Source organism: Corynebacterium sp. 5QC2CO, assembly GCF_024580435.1.
GTDB lineage: Bacteria > Actinomycetota > Actinomycetes > Mycobacteriales > Mycobacteriaceae > Corynebacterium > Corynebacterium jeikeium_D.
The window spans coordinates 42,076-63,072 of sequence record NZ_JANIKI010000008.1; the positions used below are offsets into that span (position 1 = coordinate 42,076).

Genomic DNA, 20,997 nt, shown 5'->3' on the forward strand with positions numbered 1-20,997 from the left:
TTGCTAAAAGTCCTGCATGTCGCGAACTCTTCGCGCCCACAGGACACCTAGCACTGAGGCTAGGACACCGGCGGCTGTGGTCACACCGGCAAATAATAGGAATTGATTCCGCTTGGTGGATCCAGCCGGCGACGAAGCCCATACATTATGGTTCTCGCCACTGGCGAGCTGCCATTCCACCTTGTTCGGTTCGGTCTGGCGGCCATTGGAGTCAGTAACCTGCTCCGGGAACGCGACGACGAAATCAACCTTCGCGCCGGGCAGGTGAGTCAAATCCATGTGGCCGTTCATCGAAATCTTGCCGCCACCGGTACGGTCTAGGTCGATGTCTACGCGATCGTCGGAAAGCTGTCGGAGCGTATCGGTGAGTTCAATGAAGTGCAGCTCGTTGAACGAGACTTCCATCTTTCCTGTGGAGGAGTCGATCACTCCCTGCGAGACGCGGTCGGAGAGATCTTCCGGTACTTGCCACTGCTCAAATTGGGAACCGACTTCCTCCGTGGGCGTTACGTGAATTGTGCCCGAGACCCTGTCGTCGCCGGAAATGGTAATGCCAGCCTGCGCGTCAAAGCAGCCGCTGAGCGGCAAGATAGTGGCAATTCCGGCTATTGCGGTGGCAATGCGCAGAGGCGAAAGCCGTCGACGTGGTGTGGAAGGTTCACTCGGTGATGATGTCACGGGGAAGATCTACTCCTAGAACTGCGAAGGGACGGGAGTCCCCTGTGAAATAAAAGTTCCTTAAAACATCCTTGAAACCAAATTGGCGGTAGAGTTGCCATGCCCTATTGGCCTCATTCGGGTATTCCGGGGTTGACAACAGAACTCGCGTCTCCGGGCGGGAATCGACCAACTCGTGGAGCAACCGTTTACCGAGTCCCCGCCCCTGAAAGCTGGGGTGAATGTGAATCTCAGACAGTTCGGCGTAGTTGCCCAAGAGCTTGACGACGTCCGGTAGCGAGCGCCCGTCCATGAGCAGTCCATCTCTTACCTGGCGATACCACCAGTGCGTGTCCAATCCTGTACGGCAGTAGCCGATGCCGACCAATCTGCAGCGCGGGTCGCGGAGAGCCTGGGCAGGGGAGAGCTCTTCGGGGTGAGCTATGGCTGCAGCAGCCATGAAGCCGGGTTGAGTGGTTTGCTTCTGCCATTCGTGGAGACGACCGGGCAAGATCGCGGGGTTGTACTGCATCGCGGTGATGTAGAGAGCCACTGCTTCTTGCAGGCGGAGATTGAAGTCTCCTGCTGTCATCGGAACCACGCTGTATTTCACAGTGACCAGATTAGCGACTTAGACGAACTTAGTTGTGAGATTACTGCAATAACATCGAGTCGAACAGGTGTGCGAAAGTATGCCTGGCGTAGTCCGGGGTTGGGGATAGATTGCAGTCAATCCCGCTACGGGGAAGCGGAAAATCCGTGCTCATGTGAATGCTGCGTGAAAGGAGAAAGCAGGGTGGTGGCAAGGTCGAACGTGGTGGAGTTTAGGGCGATTTCGCAGTCGGGTTCGGTCGCCCCGGTCGGTGTCTCAAGGCAATCGCTGGAGCTGCTGGGGCGGGCAGAGGCTCTGCTAGTGAATGCTCGGAATACTGGCTCTGATGAGATGCTGGAGCTTTCCTACTGCGCGGCGCTGCGCTGCGCAGGCGCGCTGTTGAATCGCGACGATGCGTCGGTGGCTGGGGGTTCTGGCTCGGGCTCTCGTTCGGGCTCGGCAGGTAAGCGTCGTCGTTCAGCAACACAGAGTGCCTGGTTGCGTTTAAAGAAAGAGCAGCCCGAATTTGATAGCTGGGTCACCAAGTTCGAGCAGTTCACCGCACTGCGTGAGGAAGTCCGGTTGGGTATTTCGCGTCGCATTGACTTGCAGCGGGCGCAGGAGCTGTGGGATTTAAGTTGTGCATTCTTGGGGGCTGTCCGGGCTGAGCTGGGTATTCTGCCCGCGGCTGCATAAGCCGGTGGGGGCGTGCTAAAGCGTTGCTTTCCTAAATAAATGGGGGATTGTTCGGATTCATGGAACAATAGAGGTGAGTCGCCCGTTGAAGGGGTAAGAATGAAGCTAACGGACGCCGCGTTAGCAGCAGGTGGCCTGTGATTAACTTTGCTGTATCGGCATTGTTGGTTGAGGGTCAAGGCTCGCCAGTATCGCGGTGGGCAATGCTCAAGTAGGCGATGGAGGAATTGTGGGACTATCTGAGCACGAACAGCGGATGCTCGACGAAATCGAGTCTGCACTCTACGCTGAGGATCCTAAATTTAGTTCGACGATGGCCGGAAATGCGTTCAACTTTCCGGAGGAAAACAGCGCACCCCGTGGGTTTTCGATCCAGGTTTTTGCGCTCATGCTCCTTGGCCTGCTGATGCTGATTGGCGGCGTCGCTCTTTTCTCTGTGAGCAATTGGTTCATTGTGTTGTCGGTAGCCGGCTTTGGTCTTATGTTCGGTTCCGGCGTTTGGGCTCTGACCGGCGCCGGTAAGCAGAAGAAGTCTAGTTCCGCTTTGGGGTTGAACTTTGGAAAGTCTAAGTCCGGGGCGGCAAAGAACCGTCGAGGAACCTCAGGTGGTCGTGGTTCCTCTGGTGATTCCACGTTGGAATCGCGTTTCCGTGGCCGCTTCGAGGGCCGTTAGGGGACAGGCCTCAAGAATTAAAAGTGAGGGCAAGCCAGTGATGGCTTGCCCTCACTTTTTGTTTTTCTAGATGTGAATCGTCGCCACAAGATGTCACCCACTTTGCCCCACCACGAGTCCCCACTTTCCCCCACTTAGCTACTGGGGTGAGGGAATTCTTATCTACGGTCGTTGCTGGTATTTCCGAATGTTTGGCTCCGGCGACACAAAATTGCAGGTCAAGGCGCTAAGTATGGCGGCCGGGTTGAATTTAGATAGTTTCTGGCGGGTAGGTGGTGTGTAGTGGGGTGCAAACTGTCTTCTGTTAACAATGTGGTTGGTGTGGCGTCGATATCTGTGTGGTCGCGGGTGGGTGCCCCACTTTTTGTCTGCACTATAATTGTCGAGGCGATTCTTTAAAAGTCCAGGTCAATTGCGTTAAAACGGATGTCCTAGCGGTGGGGTTGCGCTGATGCTGTGGCTATTTTTCTCCTTCTTGTGTTGATAGTGGCAGATAGTGGGGTAAAGTGGGGCGTGATGTTGATTGAGGTTGGTCAACATTGCAGAAGTGAATATCCGATTTGCGCTTAAAGTTTGGCGAGATTTTGGCACAGCGGGAAAGCACAGCCCTCCGGCTCTGCTTGAAAGCAACGCCTAAATCCCTGAATTCGGTAAGCGTTTGTGCGTTGACATTGAGGTTGACACGGGGATAGGAGGCCAGTGACGCATGTTTCTGGGCACCTATACGCCGAAGCTTGATGACAAAGGGCGCCTGACGTTGCCGGCGAAGTTCCGTGAGGATCTCGCAGGTGGCCTGATGGTCACTAAAGGGCAGGATCATTCTCTGGCGGTGTATCCGAAAGAGGAGTTCGTCAAATTAGCTCAGCGGGCTACTAAGGCCTCTCGTACGAATGCCAAGGCGCGAGCTTTCATCCGAAATCTTGCGGCGAGCACCGATGAGCAGCGTCCTGATGGCTCGGGGCGAATCACGTTATCGATGGATCACCGTCGGTACGCGAATCTCTCCAAGGAGTGCGTGGTTATCGGCTCTATTGACTTTCTGGAGATCTGGGACAAAGAGTCCTGGGAGGCCTACCAGGCGGAGCATGAAGCTGATTTCTCCGAAGGTGAGGATGACTCGCTGTTCGGCGTTTTATAAACCGCTTGGAATAACCGAAAAGAGGGAATGTCCGCATGGACTCTGCCTGATAGCCCCTGGTGTACTTCCCCGATACCAGGTTCTGTCAGGCGGGGCCCTGTGAACATCCCCGCTTTTTGTTTTAAGCACCGATAACAGCATTCCCAGTAGTGCTCATGAGGTGCGGTCTGGTTGCTGGCACGGCACTCGTCGTTAAGCAAACCGGGAATACACTCGATAGATTCTCTGACCAGTGCAAACATACCCGGTGAGGAGGGGGAAATGAACGGATCGGCACCTGCGGATGATCGCAAGTCCGGCGAGTTTGGTCATGTCCCCGTTTTGCTTCATCGAGTAACTGATTTATTGCGCCCGGGCATCGAGGCACTGGGTGACGACGCAGTACTTGTCGACGGCACTCTTGGTGCCGGTGGGCACACGGAATACCTGTTGGAGCAGTTCCCGAAGCTCTGCGTTGTTGGACTCGATCGCGATGACAATGCATTGCGAGGGGCAGAAGAACGTCTCGCGCGCTTCGGTGATCGCTTTGTAGGGTTCCGTGTGCGTTTCGATTCGCTCGCCGAGGTGCTCAGTGGTGAGATTCCTGCAGCCGCTGGTGGAAGTGGCGCGGAGGACATTCTCGCCCGCGCCGCTGAGAAGGGCATTGCAGGTGCGCTTTTCGATCTCGGTGTTTCCTCGATGCAGCTTGACCAGGTCAATCGTGGATTCGCCTACCGTGTCGACGCCCCGCTGGACATGCGCATGGATGCAAGCCAGGGGATTACCGCAGCGGATGTGCTCAATACCTATTCGCACGGTGATATCGCGCGCATCCTATCGACTTACGGCGACGAGCGCTTCGCCGGCAAGATCGCCTCGGCAATCCTGCGTGAGCGGGAGAAGGAACCGTTTACGACCTCCGGCCGTCTGGTTGAGCTGCTCTACGAAACCATTCCGGCGGCATCTCGCCGCAAGGGCGGACACCCGGCCAAGCGTACGTTTCAGGCTCTTCGTATCGAGGTAAATCGTGAGCTTGAAGCTCTGGAAAATGTGCTGCCGCAGGTCTGCGATGCACTCGCAGTCGATGGGCGTGCAGTGTTCATGAGCTACCAGAGTCTGGAAGACCGCATCGTCAAGAAGGACTTTGCGGAGCGCGTGAAGTCGACAACCCCACCGGGGCTCCCGATGGAGCTTCCGGGGCATGAACCGCACTTTGCTCTCATCACGAGAGGTGCGGAGAAGGCGTCGGCAAGCGAAATCGAAGACAACCCCCGAGCCGCACCGGTGAGAGTTCGCTGTATCGAGCGGATTCGAGCCGATTGACCCAAACCTTTCAACCGCACCAAACGCACCCTTAACGATCTAAGTACTGGGAGAACTTTCGAGCATGGCAACGACAATCACGGAGCACGCCCCCACCCGGCGCACCTCCCGCGGCGCATCTGCAACCGTCGCCGGTGCCAAGACGAAGACTCGTCAGCGCGGTCGCAGCGCCCGCACGAAACAGGATCTTTATCAGCGCCGGCGGTTTGGGCGCACAGGTTCTCAGCAGGTCATCTCGGTGCGTGGGCGTCGCGTTACGACGTCCTCGAGGGATAACCACAAGTTTGCCGGTGCGGCCGTGATGATCATTCTCGTCGTTGCCGGAATCGTGGCGGCGATGTGGCTGTCGGGTATTTCGACCTCGACATCCTTGCAGTTGGATGCTGCGCAGACCAAGGAAAAGGAGCTGCGTAACCAGCTTGAAGTGCTCGAGCGGGATGTTGCTTACATGAAATCAACCGGTGCTATCGCGCAGCGTGCTGTGGAAGAGGGCATGGTCAATCCGGAGCAGCCTGCCGTTTTGACGACTGATCCGGAAGGCAAGGTCGTGGAAGTGCGGCCGGGCGATGAGAAGCAGCAGAAGATTGTCGACCTCAACGGTGAGTCGCCGAATATTCCGCATGCGCCGTCGTCGAACCCGAAGGACACCGAGAATGTTCCAGGGATGCAGGCACCGGCTATTGAGGAAGCGCACCCACGTCCGAACGGGTTGCCGGCAACCGCTCCGTATGCGCCGCAGAACCATGAGCCCGCACCAGCACCTGCGCCGGCTCCGGCACCCGCGCCTGAGGCTGAAGCGCCAGCGCCAGCCCCAGAAGCGCCAGCCGCGGCGCCGGAAGCACCGGAAGCTCCGGCACCCGAGCCAGCTCCAGCACCGTAGGAACTTAGAAAACAAACACGGCCAAACTGGCCAACTGTCCGATATTCTGGCGGTTCCACTGTTTCTGGTCAGGCGACTGTAGACTAATTAATTCAGTACTCGCGATGGCAGGGAATACCGCCTAACGTTATCGCGCGCGGGAGAATCGACTTAGTAGAAAGCACTAGCGCATGATTCGATCTGAAGACGACTACCCCAACCGTGGAGGGGGGTATGACTTCGGCGAACGTGCTTACCGAATTACATCCCGTGAGCGCAGAGGCCAAAGTCGCGTTCGGGATGGTCAGCGCAGCCGGGGGCTCGACGCTAATACCAACCGAAGCGTGCCCCCGCGCGAAAAAATGCGCATTAGTAATAAGGACTTCATCCGACGTCGCAACTGGCTGCAGTTTATAGGCGCTATCGCAGTTGTAGTGCTGGTCTCCCGTTTGGCTTGGGTGCAGCTCGTCGCAGGTCCTGACCTGTCGGCGGCGGCACAGAATCAGCGCACGGTGGAAGTTGTTGATGCAGCTCGGCGCGGTGCGATTCTCGATCGTAACGGAGCTCAGCTTGCCTTCACTATGGAGGCACGCAGTATTACCGTCCACCCGAACACTTTGCGCAAGTGGATTGGGGACGCCCATAAGCAGCGCCCGGATGATGTCGCTACCTACGATGAACGCCTCGAGCAGATCGCCAAGGATTTGCCGAAGCTACTCGACGTGGCCGACATCGACGCGGAGAAGTCGGGAAGCAGTCGCCGTCGTCAAGCGGAACCCGAAACCGAGGAGAACTCGGTGATGAGCGCGCCGTCCCGGGTGAGCTCGAAGGACATTCTGGAGAAGCTGCGCAATGAGGACAGCACCTATGAGGTGCTCGTGCGTAATGTCGACCCGGACAAGGCCGCTGCCATCGTGGAAAAGTATCCGGAACTGGTGGCGGAGCGTCAGGATATTCGCCAGTACCCGAATGGGGCGACGGCGGCTAACGTCATCGGCAAGATTGGCATGGATGGCGTCGGCCAGTTCGGCTTTGAAGCCTCTCGTGATGCCACTTTGCAGGGTATTAACGGTGGCAAGACCATTGATATCGCCTCTAACGGTGTGGCAATCCCGGGCTCCACGCGCGATGTCCACGCAGCTGTGGACGGTACGACTTACGAGCTGACCCTGGACCTAGACATGCAGTACTTTGTCCAGCAGCAGGTCAACCAGGCGAAGGCCAACTCGGGAGCGAAGGATGCGTCGGCAGTCGTGCTCGACGCGAAGACCGGCGAAGTGCTTGCAATGGCGCAGGCGGACACGGCTAACCCGAATAAGGATATGGGGGCCGAGCTCGAAGAGGGGCGCACTATCGGAAACTCCGCTGTATCGAACCCATTTGAGCCGGGTTCTGTAGCAAAGATCATTACCGCCGCGGCCGCTATCGAAGACGGCAAGACCACACCGGATGAGGTTCTGCAGGTCCCGGGCACTATTGATATGGCGGGTGTCACCGTGCGCGATGCATGGGAACACGGCACGGAAGCTTTCACGACGACCGGTGTATTCGGCAAGTCCTCCAACGTCGGCACCCTAATGCTGGCAGAGCGTTTGGGCCAGGACCGATTCGCTGAGATGCTGCATCTCTTCGGGCTGGGGCAGTCCACGGGTATCGAGTTGCCCAGTGAATCGTCCGGCTTGGTGCCACAGCGTCCGCAGTGGTCCGGCGGTACGTTTGCGAACTTGCCCATTGGTCAGGGTATGGCCATGACACTGCTGCAGATGACAGGAGTTTTCCAGGCAATCGCCAACGATGGCGAGCGCATCCCGCCGCGTATGATTCGCTCGACAATTTCCCCGGACGGCACGAAGACAGCAACAGAGCGCCTGGAAACAGTGCGTGTGGTTAGCCCGGAGACCGCCCAAACTGTGCGCGCCATGTTTGAAGGCGTTATGCAGTCTGATCCCACGGGGCAGCAGTCGGGTACCGCTGCCGGAAATAGTATTGAGGGATACTCGCTCACAGGCAAGACGGGTACGGCGCAGAAGGTCGACCCCGACACCGGCGCGTACTCGAATTCCAAGTACTACATCACGTTTGCAGGCATCGCGCCTGCCGACGATCCCCGTTTTGTCATTGGCATCATGCTTGACGAACCCCAGCGTGGTGTCCATGGTGACGGCGGCCAGTCAGCGGCCCCACTGTTTAAGGACATCGCCGCTTGGGCGCTTAACCGCTACAACGTACCGCCGTCGCCGCCCCGCGAGGGCAAGTTGTTGCTGCAGCCGTAACGAGGTCATCACCACAATGAAGTTACCGCGACAGCACTAATACACAGACTTTTATTACTTTGGTTTCTGCAAAGTGAATCTCTTGATTTTTCCAACCTGTTGTACACCAACGACTGACTTGAAAGAGGGAACAGCCAATGACCGCCACCCTTGCGAAATTGTGTAACCTCGCGCATGGCCGACTTGACGGTATTACCGAATCCGCGGCGGCAGGAGCGGATATCGCCGCAATCGAACTCAACGCTGCCGACGTACCTGAAGGCGGAATGTTTGCTGCCGTCCCAGGTACTCGCACGCACGGTGCGCGCTACGCGCAGCAGTCGGCTGCTACAGCGATCCTGACTGATGAGGAAGGTCTGAAAATCCTGCGGGAAGCAGGGGAGACTCGCCCAGTCCTGGTTGTCGACGATGTCCGGGCTGTCATGGGGCACGTTGCTGCAGAAATCTACGATCACCCCTCGGATTCGTTGACCATCATTGGGGTTACTGGCACCTCTGGCAAGACCACCACGACCTACATGCTGGAGGGCGCGCTGCTGGCAGCTGGATGCTCGACAGGCATCATTGGTACTACCGGCACGCGCATCAATGGCCGTGCCGTTCCGTCGAGCCTGACTACCCCAGAGGCTCCGGCCCTCCAGCGCCTGTTCCACCAGATGCTTTCCGAAGGTGTGACGCACGTTGTCATGGAGGTTTCTTCTCACGCACTGTCGTTGGGGCGTGTTGACGGTGTCAGTTTCGATGTCGGCTGTTTCCTCAACCTCTCGCAGGATCACCTGGACTTCCACAAAACATTGGAAGAGTATTTCCAAGCCAAGGCCAAGCTCTTTGATCCTGAAGGTCCGACACATGCACCGAAGGCTGTCGTGTGCATCGACGACGACTGGGGCGTCCGCATGGCGGATATCGCCGCCGGTGACCCGGATGTCCAAGTCACCACTGTCCATACTCAGCATCGCGTAACCGACAAGACGCCAGCTGCCGAGGTCTTTGCAGAATGGCACGCCGCTGCAGCCACTGTCGCCACCAACGGTGTCCAGCATGTGGAGCTAACGCGAAACAACACTGACACAGTTGAGGTGGAAGTTCCTCTGCCGGGTGCTTTCAACGTTGCCAATGCCGCAGTTGCGTGGGCTGTGCTCGATGCGCTTGGGCATGCCAATGAAGCGGCCAAGAGCGGTCTGGCACAGGTGCGTGTGCCAGGCCGCATGGAGCGCATCGATCGCGGACAGGACTTCCTGGCTGTGGTGGACTATGCCCACAAGCCAGCCGCAGTAGCTGAAGTATTGGCCACGTTGCGTGCACAGACCGAAGGTCGCGTGCTGGTTGTCGTCGGCGCCGGTGGCGACCGCGATAGTGCCAAGCGTCCAATTATGGGAGCTGAGGCTGCATGCGGTGCCGATGTCGTCATCATCACCGATGACAATCCACGCTCCGAGGTGCCCTCTGAAATTCGTGCGGCCGTGGTCGCCGGTGCGAGGGAAGCCGTTGCCAGCGGCAAGGCCAGTTCTGACACGGTTGTTGAGGAAATCGGCGATCGCGGCCAGGCAATTCGCCGTGTCGTCGAGCTTGCCCACAGCGGCGACAGCATCGTGGTGGCAGGCAAGGGACACGAAACCGGCCAGGATATCGGTGGCGTGATTCACCCGTTCGATGACCGTGAACAGCTGGCCGAAGCACTCACACAGCGATAGGAAGGATCCGCTGATTGAGATTGCTGAAATCGCTGAGGAAGCGCACCACCTGACATGCCTACTGCGAACCATTCGCGGTAAGCGAATAAAATCAAGAAATCATCCTTTACTAGGCGCCTGGAACTCTAACCAACAAGGACTATAGACATCATGATTGCCCTGACCGCCGCGGAAATCGCTCACATCGTGGGAGGTGAACTCGTCCACGTCAATGATGACGCCACAGTGACTCAGCCCGCAGAATTCGACTCCCGAAAGATTCGCGAAGGCTCGCTCTTCCTCGCCCTGCCGGGCGCGCGTGTCGACGGCCACGACTTCATCGATCAGGCTGTAGCAGCTGGAGCGACGATGGCACTGGCGGCACGAGATGTTGGGCAACCTGCGGTCGTCGTCAAGCCCCTTGGTAAGCAGGACTCCAATGCCGACGCATTTGCACACGATCCGGATGGTTCCGGGGCGGCGGTGCTGGAAGCACTTGGTAAGTTGGCGCGTTACGTCGTCGACGAGCTGAAGAAGGATCAGCTGCATGTCGTCGGTGTGACGGGTTCGGCGGGAAAGACGTCGACGAAGGACATGATGGCGACGCTGCTGCGTACCGACGGTCCGACGGTGGCGCCGAAGGGGTCGTTTAATAACGAAATTGGGCATCCGTACACGGTGCTGCAGTGCACTCCGGAGACGAAGTACCTGGTTGCGGAGATGAGCGCGCGCGGAATTGGGCATGTGGCCCATCTGGCGCGCATCGCACCACCGACGATCGGTGCGGTACTCAATGTTGGCACGGCCCACCTTGGTGAGTTTGGCTCGCGCGAGGCAATCGCGCAGGCTAAGGGCGAGCTCGTGGAAGCGCTGCCGGCTGCGGAGCAGGGCGGTGTGGCCGTACTCAATGCCGACGATGACTACGTCACTGGCATGGCTCCGCGTACCCAGGCGAAGGTAGTGTTCTTCTCTGCCGATGAGAACTCCGAACGCCACGCAACCGCGGATTACCGCGCCACGAATGTGCAGCTCGACGATTTTGCTCGTGCGTCCTTTGACCTGCATGTACCGGGTGGGCGTACATTCCCGATCCAACTGCAGGTCTATGGTGCGCACCAAGTGGCCAATGCCCTGGCGGCGATTGCGGTGGCAGTGGAGTCCGGTATTGATGCTGAGCAGGTCGCAAAGGCGATGGCCGCGCATGTGGCAGCGTCAGAGCGGCGCATGGATGTCCAGCAGCTCACTGGCAATATCGTCGTTATTAACGACTCCTATAATGCCAACCCTGATTCGATGCGTGCGGGGATTGACGCTCTGGCACGTACAGCAGCTGGCCCAACGCACCAGAACGCCTCATCGTGGGCCGTGCTGGGACAGATGGGTGAGCTTGGCGATTCCGCTGAAGATGAGCACTCGTCACTTAGCGAGTACCTTGTGGGCCGCGGCATCGATCGACTAATTGCAGTCGGGGAGAGTTCTAATGTGCATGCCCTGGCCGACAAAGCGGAAGAGTTGGGGTTAAATACTTCTAGGGTGCCGGATACATCTACTGCTGCGGATTTGTTGGCGGCCGAGGTGCATCCGGACGATGTGGTGTTAGTCAAGGCCTCCTATGCGGACGGTATGTGGCGGGTCGCAGACTCGCTGGCTGCCAAGGTTGGGACTACGCCCGAAGGTGAAAGCGGAGAGGAAAAGTAAGTGATTCAACTTATTCTCAGTGGTGCGATTGCATTCCTGGTGAGTGTCTTTTTAACACCAGTGCTTATTCGCAAATTCTCTGCTGAAGGTCTTGGCCAGGAGATTCGTGAAGAAGGGCCAAAGAGCCACCTGCGCAAGCGGGGAACTCCGACTATGGGCGGCATCGCCATCATCGCCGCAATCGTCGCTGGCTATTTCCTCTCTCACCTCGTTACGTATATCCAGACTGGCGTGGGGCCGTCCGCCTCCGGTCTGTTGGTTATGTTCCTTGTTCTGGCGATGGGTGCATTGGGCTTTGCCGATGACTTCATCAAACTTTACAAAGGACGCAACCTGGGGCTGAACAAGACGGCGAAGCTGGTTGGGCAGCTGGCGGCAGCGCTGATTTTCGGCGTGTTGCTGCTGCAGTTCCCGGATGCGTCTGGCTTGACTCCGGGTACGACGAGCTTGTCGCTGATTCGAGATATTCCGTTCCTGAATCTGGCACCGGGGCCGGTGTGGTTCGGCATGATTGTCTTCCTGGTATTTGTCTTCATCGTTATTGCCGCATGGACGAATGCCGTCAATCTCACTGATGGCCTTGACGGCCTGGCCGCTGGTGCCACCGCGCTGTTGCTGGCCACCTACACGTTGATTTCCTTCTGGCAGTTCCGTAACTCCTGCGAGGCTTCGCTGGGTAGCGGTTGCTACAACGTCCGCGATCCACTGGATATCGCCGTTATTTCCGTCGCGGGTCTGGGCGCATGCTTGGGCTTCCTGTGGTGGAATGCAGCGCCGGCAAAGATCTTCATGGGAGATACCGGTTCGTTGGCTCTTGGCGGTTTGGTAGCGGGTCTGTCATTTGTCACCAAGACTGAGCTGTTGATGGTTATCATTGGCTTCATCTTCGTGATGGAAGTTGCTTCCGTGGCAATCCAGATCGCGGTTTTCCAGACGACTGGCAAGCGCGTATTCCGCATGGCTCCTCTCCATCACCACTTCGAAAACGGAGGTTGGGCGGAGACAACTGTTGTCGTTCGCTTCTGGCTACTCGCAGGCATTTTCAACATGATTGGCGCAGCCATCTTCTACAGTGACTGGCTCTCTCAGGTAGGCGTATTTCAATGATTAACTCACCAGACCCGACCAACCTCACCGATATCCGAAATCTCGACTTAGTCGCTACGGTGCGCTCTGGTCGAGTTCTGGTGGCAGGAGCCGGAGTTTCCGGTCGCGGTGCCATTGCGATGCTCAAGGACATCGGCTGTCCGGAAATTGTCGTCGTGGACGACTCCGCTCTCGGCGCACTGGTTGCCGCTGACTTTTCGGTTCGCCATGTCACAACCGCAGACGCTCGCGACGAGCTTGCCGACGCGGTTGCGATCGTGACCTCGCCGGGTTGGCGTCCGACCAGTCCGCTTTTCGGCGCGGCAGCTGAGGCTGGAGTCCCGGTATTCGGCGATGTGGCGTTGGCTTTCGCCGGCGACTGTGCCCAGCGGTGGGGGCCGAAACGGACCTGGCTGGTAGTCACCGGCACTAACGGCAAGACCACCACCACCTCCATGCTGGCCGCCATGCTCGGGGAGCAGGGCGCAGCTGTCGGCAACATTGGTGTGGCCCTGTACGACGCACTGACTGCTGAGCCTCGTATCGAGGTCTTGGCCGCAGAGCTGTCCAGCTTCCAGCTGCACTGGGCTCCAAACATTCGCCCAGATGCGGGAGTACTGCTGAACCTGGCGGAAGACCACATCGACTGGCACGGTTCTTACGAAAACTACGGTCTGGACAAGACCCGCGCGCTGCGCGGTACTGTCGCAATCTACGGTGCGGATGACGCCGATGTAGTCGAGCACGTGGAAAAGATGCTGAAAAACGACGAGCTCGGCAAATCCGTCGTGGGCTTTACCGATGGTCCCCCGGAGGCGCACCAGGTCGGAGTTCGCGACGGCATGATTGTCGACCGCGCTTTTGGCGGCGGCGATGCCGCAGCTGACGACTCTGGTCCGGGCATTGTCATCGCACCGGTAGCGGGAATTTCTCCTCCCGGCCGGGCAGGTGTTCTCGACGCGGTGGCCGCCACCGCGATGGCGCGCAGTATCGGTACCTCACCGGAGCAAATTGCAGTGGCACTGGAGACTTTCGAAGTTCGCGCACACCGCGGTCAGATTGTCCATAAGGCAAATGATGTCGTGTGGATTGATGACTCCAAGGCCACCAACCCCCACGCTGCCGATGCTGCACTGTCCGGTCATGAGCGTGTCGTTTGGATTGTCGGTGGTCAGCTCAAGGGCGCGGAAATCTCGCCACTGGTGGCGAAGCATGCTCATCGCTTGCAGGCCGCCGTGGTTCTGGGCGTCGATAGGCAACTAGTCAGCGATGCGCTGTCCCGTATCGCACCTGCTGTACCGGTCGTTGTCATTGATGACACCGACAAGGTCGATGCCATGGCGAAGGTCTGTATGGCAGCTAGTGATTATGCCAACCCTGGGGATGTGGTGCTGTTGGCACCAGCCGCCGCCAGCTTGGACATGTACTCCGGTATGGCTGAACGTGGCGACTTGTTCGCGCAATGGGCGCAGAAGGTGACGTCAACTGATGGATAACTCCCGCAAGGCTCGTAATTTAAGCGCTAGCGCCGCGACGGCACAAAAGGGGACGAAGGCTACCAATCCACAGCGGCCCTCGTCGTCAAGCTCTAGTGCTCGAGAGCGGCCGGCGTGGGTGGAGCGTTTTAACGACTGGAAGTCGCGCCCACTGTTCGACTACCACCTGCTGATGATCATCGTCGCGCTGCTGACATCGATAGGCCTGGTGATGGTGCTGTCGGCATCCATGGCCAGCGCGGGTAACGACTCGGGCAGCGTGTGGTCGGTGTTCATCCGCCAGCTGGTCATGGTGGTGGCGGGTCTTATCTCCATGTGGATCGTGCTGAGGATGCGGGTGGAGCTGATTCGCTCACTATCGACGGCAGCGCTGATTTTGTCCTTTGTGTTGCTGGTTTTGGTGATTATCCCTGGTATCGGCATCGGCCTGGAGGAAACCGGTGCGCGTTCGTGGCTGAGTATTGGTGGTATCACCATGCAGCCATCAGAAATCGCGAAGATCGCGCTGGCACTGTGGGGTTCGAAGCTGCTGGCTGAAAAGGTCCGCACTGCTGTGTCCTATACCGATTTGTTCGGGCTGTTCGGTGCGGTCAGCTTCGTGATATTGGCACTGGTGATGCTGCAGCGTGACCTCGGCATGGTTGCTTCCATGGCGTTCGTCGTGGTGGCGTTGGCGTGGTTTGCTGGCCTGCCGCGAGTATTCATCACCGGGCTGCTTGCCGCTGCGGCTTTCGCCCTGGTGATCTTCACCGTCACCGCGGGTTTCCGTTCGGCGCGAATCAGGGTCTACTTGGACTCGCTGCTCGGTAACTTCAACGATGTGCAGGGCGATGCCTACCAGTCCTACCAAGGCTTTCTTTCGCTTGCCGACGGATCTCTCACAGGTGTCGGTCTCGGTCAGTCGAGCGCGAAGTGGGGATACCTACCGGAGGCGAAGAATGACTTCATTTTCGCCATTATCGGTGAGGAGACTGGTTTCCTCGGCGCGCTGATGGTTATTTTGCTCTACGCAGCGCTCGGCTGGGTGGGACTTCGTATCGCCGGTCGCCAGAACGATCCGTTTCTCCGTTTGCTCGCGGGCACGATTACTGCTGCAACCGTAGTGCAGGCTTTCATCAACATCGGCTACGTCGTCGGTGCGTTGCCAGTGACTGGTCTGCAGCTGCCGCTGATTTCCGCCGGTGGTACCTCGGCGATGGTGACGTTGTTCTCAATGGGCCTGCTGGCCACATGTGCCCGCCACGAATCGGAAGCAGTCTCTGCAATGCAGACTTCGGGACGTCCGGGGCTGGACAGGTTCCTGGGTATACCGGAGCCAATCCCGTATGACGAATCGCGTCGCCACGCGCCGAAGGTGCGTGCCCATCGCGATCCGCAACGCTTCGGTCCTCCCGTGGTGACCAGTGGAGCGCGTACTCCACGCGGCGAGGGGGCGCAGGTGCGGGAAACCTACAGTGGCCGAGCTGACCGACCCAATCGGGCCGGCCGTAGTGGAGGCAGCCGCAGTGGTCGAGGTGCCGCCCCGCAGCGTGGCTCCCGAACCTCCGGCAGCTCTGGAAACTCGGGCAGCGTTCGTGGCCGCGAAGTGGATTATTCCCCTCGTAGTGACGACGGACGGACGCGGGGTTTTACAGCGAGGTCGCCGCGGGCTGGACGGTCACAGGGCTCCTGGTCGTCGTCAAGCTCAGGCCGGGGCAGTAGGATTCGGGGCGAAGGCCGTGGCGGACAGTCGCGTTCGCGCCAGCGCCCGGGCCGAAACAATAGGAACGGCGGTTCAGCACCGCGGAGGAGGAATCGATAACACCATGGCAGACAAGAATCTGGGCGCAGCCGCTGGGGCGAAAGGCGCTTCGGAGTCTGAGCAGTTTCTCAAGGAAGATGGCTCTGCTCCGACCATTGTGGTGGCCGGCGGTGGTACGGCTGGCCATATCGAACCCGCACTGGCAGTGGCGGATGCGATTTTGAACCTGCAGCCGGAAGCCCGCGTCATTGCACTAGGTACGAATCGGGGGTTGGAGTCGACCCTCGTACCGGCGCGAGGCTATGACCTGGAGCTGATTCCGCCAGTGCCGGTGCCGCGCAAGCCGACTGCGGATTTGTTCAAGCTGCCTCTCAACGTCGCTCGTGCGGTGCGTGAGACCCGCAAGATTTTCAAGCGTATTGACGCTGATGCGGTCATCGGCTTTGGTGGCTACGTATCGGCACCGGCCTACATGGCGTGCCGTGCGGGGAAGAAGATTCCGTTCCTGGTTCACGAGGCCAACGCCCGTGCGGGCCTGGCCAATAAGCTCGGTGTCGGACTCGGCGGCGTCGGCTTGGCCGCCGTGACTGGCTCTGGCCTGAAGGCCGAGGTCGTTGGCAATCCCGTGCGTGCCAGCCTCGCGGCGCTGGATCGCGACGCCAAGCGTGCCGAAGCCCGCGAGTTCTTCGGTTTACCGCAGGAGGGGCCGGTGCTCTTTGTCACCGGTGGTTCGCAGGGGGCACGTTCCATCAACGAAGCTGTTACCGGTGCAGCCGCAGAGCTCGCCAACGCCGGTGTATCTGTACTGCATGCCTACGGCAAGAAGAATCACGTCGAGGTCGAGTCCATTCGCGAGGATGCCCCCTATGTCGCTGTGCCGTACATCGACCGGATGGATTTGGCGTACTCCGCCGCTGACCTGATTTTGTGCCGTTCCGGTGCGATGACGGTGGCTGAAGTCTCAGCTGTCGGCTTGCCTGCGGTGTATGTACCGCTGCCACACGGAAATGGGGAACAGGCGCTCAACGCCACCGATGTCATCGATGCTGGTGGCGGTATTCTCATCGCCGACGAGTCTCTGACTGCGGCATCAGTTTCGGATATCGTCATTCCGCTGGTCACGTCCCCAGAAAAGCTTGCCGACGGGCGCCGCGCCCTGGCCAACATTGGACATGGTAACGCTGCGGAGAACATCGCCCGTCGGGTGCTGTCTGCGGCTGTGAACTCTAAGAAGTAAAGCGAGCATAAACATGAACGTTAATTTCGATGACTTTCAGCCGGTAACGGGAGAGCTGCCCGCAAGTGTCCACATGATTGGCATTGGCGGTGCCGGAATGTCCGGTATCGCTCGCATCCTGTTGGCGCGTGGCATTCGTGTTACCGGTTCCGATGTCAAGGAGTCCCGCGCGGTGGTGGGACTGCGTGCAATGGGAGCCACCATCGCCATTGGCCATGACCGTGCGAATCTTGAGCTTGCCGGCGAGGGAGAGCCGCCGGAGGCAGTGGTCATTTCCTTCGCAGCTATTCCGAAGACGAATCCAGAGCTGGCCGGTGCACATGAGCTGGATATTCCGGTGCTCAAGCGCTCCGATGTGCTAGCGCTGTTGATGCAGGACTCCAAGGCTCTCCTGATCGCTGGTACTCACGGAAAAACCTCGACTACGTCGATGACCGTCGCCGCTTTGCAGGCAGCTGGTTTGGATCCGTCTTTTGCCGTTGGTGGTCTGATGAGCAAGGCCGGTGTCAATGCTCACCAGGGCAGTGGCGATGTCTTTGTTGCTGAGGCCGATGAGTCGGATGCATCATTGTTGACCTACCAGCCGAAAGTGGCCGTAATTACCAACATCGAGCCCGATCACCTTGACTTTTTCGGTGACGAAGAGACCTACTACGCCGTCTTTGACGCTTTTGCAGAGCGCATTAAAGATGGCGGTCATCTGGTCGTCTGTGCTGAGGATCCGCATGCGGCCGCATTGGGCGAGCGCGCGGTGGAACGCGGCATTAACGTGCTGGCTTATGGTGGGGAAGAAGCCTTGGCTCAACACCCGACGCTGCCGGTCGGTGCCGTTTTGCACGGCTGGACTCCCGTTGGTGGTGGCGCCCGCGTGGAGGCCACCGTTGGCTCGACATCGGTGAGGTTTGAACTGCATCAGCCCGGCCGTCACATGGCGCTCAACGCGCTGGCCGCAATGGTTGGTGGCGACTGCGTCGGGGCAGATTTGGGGCGTATGGCGCGCGGTCTCGGTGAATTCACCGGTGTCCGTCGCCGCTTTGACTACCACGGCAGTATCGGCGAGGGGCCATTTGTTGGCGCTCGTATTTACGACGACTACGCGCATCACCCGACCGAGGTCTCCGCAGTTCTCGGCGCAGCTCGGGAATTGGTTACCGAGGCCGGTCGTGGCGAAGTCATCGCTGTTTTCCAGCCTCACTTGTACTCGCGTACTCGCAATTTTGCCGACGAGTTCGCTGCCGCCCTGTCGCTGGCGGACAAGGCCGTCTTGCTCGATGTCTTCGGTGCCCGTGAGGAGCCGCTGCCGGGCGTCGACGGCGCGCTCATCGCCAACAAAATGACCATTCCTGTGACGTATGAGCCGCATTTCACCAGCGTCCCGGCTCGCGTTCGCGAAATCGCCGAACCGCACGATGTCATTCTGACCATCGGCGCTGGCTCTGTGACGATGCTTGCCGACGAAATCGTGCGCGAGCTCAGCGGAGACAACGACGAACAGGTGGAGTCGTAGCACTGTGAAAACCAGCCGAAAGCAATCTCAGCAGACCGACGGTGCAGACCGGGGCACAGCAGCGTCGCGGCGTCGGCGTTCAGCGCGCGCCCCGCGACGCGGCTGGCTCATCGGCGGTGGCCTGGTCGCGATTATCGCCATCGTTGCAGCGGTGGTGTGGTTTTCACCGTGGCTGGTTGTGAAAAACATCGATGTTGAGGGCGTCGTCCACGGGGATAAAGACGCGATTGTCGAGGCCAGCGGTATCTCCGAGAATCAAAAGCTCATTCGCTTGGACACGGATGCCTCAGCGCGCTCCGTGGCGGGGCAGCCGTGGGTCGATAGCGTGACTGTCAGTCGTTCGTGGCCGCAGAGCGTGACTATTTCGGTACGGGAATTCACCCCGGTGGTGTTCGTCCGTGCCACTGACGGAGAGCACCTGTTTTCCGCAAATGGTCAGGAGTTTGTCACGGCAGCCCCGCCGCCAGGTGTCATTGAGGTTGTTGATGCACCTCGCGTGGATGATCCTGTAGACGGCAAAGTTGACCCCGAACCGCGCGTAATCAAGGCGGTTTTGAACGTCGTCAAGGCGTTGCCGGAGACCGTCGCACACCGTGTGGAGCGAATTAGCGCGCCTTCTGAGGCAGAAATAAAGCTGTTCCTGACCGATGGCTACGAGGTGTACTTCGGTTCCTCGGATAATGCGGCCGAAAAGGCCCGTGCGACGGAGATTGTGCTGAACCGTGGCGAGAAGATCTGGAATGTCTCCAACCCTCGACTCCCCGCTGCTAAGGGAGAGTAGAGGACAGTGGTGTCTGGAGTGATTTCTGTGGCTAAACACTATCCCTCAAGTGCAAGTTTAAGGTAGCGACACGCGCTAAAAGGTCGCTGAATTATTTGCAGTTTTCGACCACAATGGGGTCAACAGCTTTTCGGCCATGATGCACTTCTTCCGTGCGGTGTCATGGAGAGCTGTACTGCCCGGTGGCTCCAATGCTGTCGTGCGGCCCATGTGCAACGTGGCTAGATGAAATTATTTAGGACCTATAGGAAAGGGCGAGAAACGCGCAATGACCTCCCCGAATAACTACCTCGCCGTTATCAAAGTCGTCGGTGTCGGCGGCGGTGGCGTCAATGCTGTCAACCGCATGATCGAGGAGGGGCTGAAGGGTGTCGAATTTATCGCAGTCAACACCGACTCGCAGGCCCTGATGTTCTCCGACGCTGATGTCAAGCTCGACATTGGGCGTGAGGCAACTCGTGGTCTGGGAGCTGGCGCTAACCCCGAGGTTGGCCGCACTTCCGCGGAAGACCACAAGGACGAGATTGAAGAGACCCTCAAGGGCGCCGACATGGTCTTCGTTACCGCAGGTGAGGGTGGTGGAACCGGTACCGGTGCAGCTCCGGTTGTCGCGAGCATCGCCAAGAAGTCCGGTGCCCTGACTGTTGGTGTCGTAACCAAGCCGTTCGACTTCGAGGGCAAGCGCCGTGCGCGCCAGGCCGCCGAGGGCATTGAAACCCTCAAGGAGGTCTGTGACACCCTTATCACCATTCCGAACCAGCGTCTGCTGCAGATTGGTGAGCAGGATTTGTCCATGATGGACGCGTTCCGCTTTGCTGACGAGATTCTTTACAACGGTGTCCAGGGTATTACTGACCTGATTACCATTCCGGGCATGATTAACGTCGACTTTGCCGACGTCCGCTCGGTAATGGCTGAGGCCGGCTCGGCTCTGATGGGCGTTGGCTCCGCACGCGGCGACGACCGTGTGATGAACGCCGCTACTCAGGCCATTAACTCCCCGCTGCTGGAGTCCACCATGGATGGTGCACAGGGTGTGCTTATTTCCGTCGCCGGTGGCTCCGACCTCGGCCTGATGGAGGTCAACGCCGCCGCATCCATCGTGGAGGAAAAGGCTGACCCGGATGCCAACATCATCTTCGGTACCATCATCGACGACAACCTCGGTGACGAGGTTCGCGTCACTGTGATTGCTACCGGCTTTGAGCAGGGCAACGGCAACCCGCTGGATAAGCCAGCGGCAGGTGCCGCTGCACGAACGGCTGCGCAGGATGCCGAGGCGCGTCCGGCCGCTGAGCAGGCGCCGCGACAGGGAAGCGCGCTGCCGGGAGGTGACAACCTCGGCGCTCCGGCTCCGCGTGCGGAGGAAGAGCGCCCGGTTGTACAGCCGCGCGAGCGTGAGGATCGCGACCGCTTTGTCCCGCGCACCAATCCGAACAGCGGTGGCCTGTTCACCGACAACCCGACACCGCGTACGCAGGAAAACCGCAACTACCGTGGTGCCCACCGTTACGATGACCGCGATGACCGCGACGATCGTCGTGGCTACCAGGCCTCCAGCGATCTGCCGGAGTGGGGCTTCTAAGAA

Annotated in this window: 17 protein-coding genes; 15 read left to right on the forward strand and 2 right to left on the reverse strand. The window is 59.0% G+C overall.

Features of this window, described 5'->3' with window-relative positions; genetic code table 11:
• Nucleotides 1-3: 3 nt before the first annotated feature.
• Complete coding sequence (locus tag NQ014_RS07815; RefSeq protein ID WP_257074628.1) at nucleotides 4-678, reverse strand: DUF3153 domain-containing protein; 675 nt, start codon at nucleotides 676-678, stop codon at nucleotides 4-6.
• Nucleotides 659-1,249 carry a GNAT family N-acetyltransferase gene (locus NQ014_RS07820; protein WP_257074629.1) on the reverse strand — a complete coding sequence of 197 codons (591 nt, stop codon included), beginning with the start codon at nucleotides 1,247-1,249 and terminating at the stop codon, nucleotides 659-661. The genes NQ014_RS07815 and NQ014_RS07820 overlap by 20 nt, the downstream gene beginning before the upstream one ends.
• A gap of 207 nt (nucleotides 1,250-1,456) precedes the next feature.
• Between NQ014_RS07820 and NQ014_RS07825 the strand changes: the two genes are divergently transcribed.
• The 15 genes from NQ014_RS07825 (at nucleotide 1,457) to ftsZ (ending at nucleotide 20,994) form a co-directional block, all read left to right on the forward strand.
• Nucleotides 1,457-1,945 (forward strand): SAV_6107 family HEPN domain-containing protein, encoded by a 489-nt coding sequence (locus NQ014_RS07825; RefSeq protein ID WP_257074630.1) that lies wholly within the window; start codon nucleotides 1,457-1,459, stop codon nucleotides 1,943-1,945.
• Nucleotides 1,946-2,174: 229 nt separating this feature from the next.
• Complete coding sequence (locus NQ014_RS07830; RefSeq protein ID WP_257074631.1) at nucleotides 2,175-2,618, forward strand: DUF3040 domain-containing protein; 444 nt, start codon at nucleotides 2,175-2,177, stop codon at nucleotides 2,616-2,618.
• Nucleotides 2,619-3,324: 706 nt separating this feature from the next.
• Complete coding sequence (gene mraZ, locus NQ014_RS07835; RefSeq protein WP_005510286.1) at nucleotides 3,325-3,756, forward strand: division/cell wall cluster transcriptional repressor MraZ; 432 nt, start codon at nucleotides 3,325-3,327, stop codon at nucleotides 3,754-3,756.
• A 261-nt stretch (nucleotides 3,757-4,017) separates the two neighbouring features.
• Nucleotides 4,018-5,058, forward strand: coding sequence for a 16S rRNA (cytosine(1402)-N(4))-methyltransferase RsmH (gene rsmH, locus NQ014_RS07840; protein ID WP_257074632.1), 1,041 nt, complete (start codon nucleotides 4,018-4,020; stop codon nucleotides 5,056-5,058).
• A gap of 64 nt (nucleotides 5,059-5,122) precedes the next feature.
• On the forward strand, nucleotides 5,123-5,938 hold the full coding sequence (locus NQ014_RS07845) for a hypothetical protein (protein WP_257074633.1): 816 nt from the start codon (nucleotides 5,123-5,125) through the stop codon (nucleotides 5,936-5,938).
• 170 nt (nucleotides 5,939-6,108) lie between these two features.
• Entirely contained in the window at nucleotides 6,109-8,190 is a 2,082-nt protein-coding gene (locus tag NQ014_RS07850) for a peptidoglycan D,D-transpeptidase FtsI family protein (protein WP_373467713.1), read from the forward strand.
• Between the two features lie 137 nt (nucleotides 8,191-8,327).
• Nucleotides 8,328-9,884, forward strand: coding sequence for a UDP-N-acetylmuramoyl-L-alanyl-D-glutamate--2,6-diaminopimelate ligase (locus NQ014_RS07855; RefSeq protein ID WP_257074634.1), 1,557 nt, complete (start codon nucleotides 8,328-8,330; stop codon nucleotides 9,882-9,884).
• Nucleotides 9,885-10,034: 150 nt separating this feature from the next.
• Entirely contained in the window at nucleotides 10,035-11,561 is a 1,527-nt protein-coding gene (murF, locus tag NQ014_RS07860) for a UDP-N-acetylmuramoyl-tripeptide--D-alanyl-D-alanine ligase (protein ID WP_257074636.1), read from the forward strand.
• The gene (gene mraY, locus NQ014_RS07865; RefSeq protein WP_257074637.1) at nucleotides 11,562-12,668 is read left to right on the forward strand and encodes a phospho-N-acetylmuramoyl-pentapeptide-transferase; all 1,107 of its coding nucleotides are present in this window, start codon (nucleotides 11,562-11,564) and stop codon (nucleotides 12,666-12,668) included.
• Nucleotides 12,665-14,143 (forward strand): UDP-N-acetylmuramoyl-L-alanine--D-glutamate ligase, encoded by a 1,479-nt coding sequence (murD, locus tag NQ014_RS07870; RefSeq protein WP_257074639.1) that lies wholly within the window; start codon nucleotides 12,665-12,667, stop codon nucleotides 14,141-14,143. The genes mraY and murD overlap by 4 nt, the downstream gene beginning before the upstream one ends.
• On the forward strand, nucleotides 14,136-15,944 hold the full coding sequence (gene ftsW / locus NQ014_RS07875) for a putative lipid II flippase FtsW (protein WP_257074640.1): 1,809 nt from the start codon (nucleotides 14,136-14,138) through the stop codon (nucleotides 15,942-15,944). Before murD ends, ftsW begins: the two co-directional genes overlap by 8 nt.
• Nucleotides 15,945-15,948: 4 nt before the next feature.
• Complete coding sequence (gene murG, locus NQ014_RS07880; protein ID WP_257074641.1) at nucleotides 15,949-17,121, forward strand: undecaprenyldiphospho-muramoylpentapeptide beta-N-acetylglucosaminyltransferase; 1,173 nt, start codon at nucleotides 15,949-15,951, stop codon at nucleotides 17,119-17,121.
• Nucleotides 17,122-17,134: 13 nt separating this feature from the next.
• Nucleotides 17,135-18,628 carry a UDP-N-acetylmuramate--L-alanine ligase gene (murC, locus tag NQ014_RS07885; RefSeq protein ID WP_257074643.1) on the forward strand — a complete coding sequence of 498 codons (1,494 nt, stop codon included), beginning with the start codon at nucleotides 17,135-17,137 and terminating at the stop codon, nucleotides 18,626-18,628.
• A gap of 4 nt (nucleotides 18,629-18,632) precedes the next feature.
• Nucleotides 18,633-19,409, forward strand: a complete 777-nt coding sequence (locus NQ014_RS07890; RefSeq protein WP_257074644.1) for an FtsQ-type POTRA domain-containing protein — start codon at nucleotides 18,633-18,635, stop codon at nucleotides 19,407-19,409.
• Nucleotides 19,410-19,677: 268 nt separating this feature from the next.
• On the forward strand, nucleotides 19,678-20,994 hold the full coding sequence (gene ftsZ, locus NQ014_RS07895) for a cell division protein FtsZ (RefSeq protein WP_257074645.1): 1,317 nt from the start codon (nucleotides 19,678-19,680) through the stop codon (nucleotides 20,992-20,994).
• The last annotated feature ends 3 nt before the right edge of the window (nucleotides 20,995-20,997 follow it).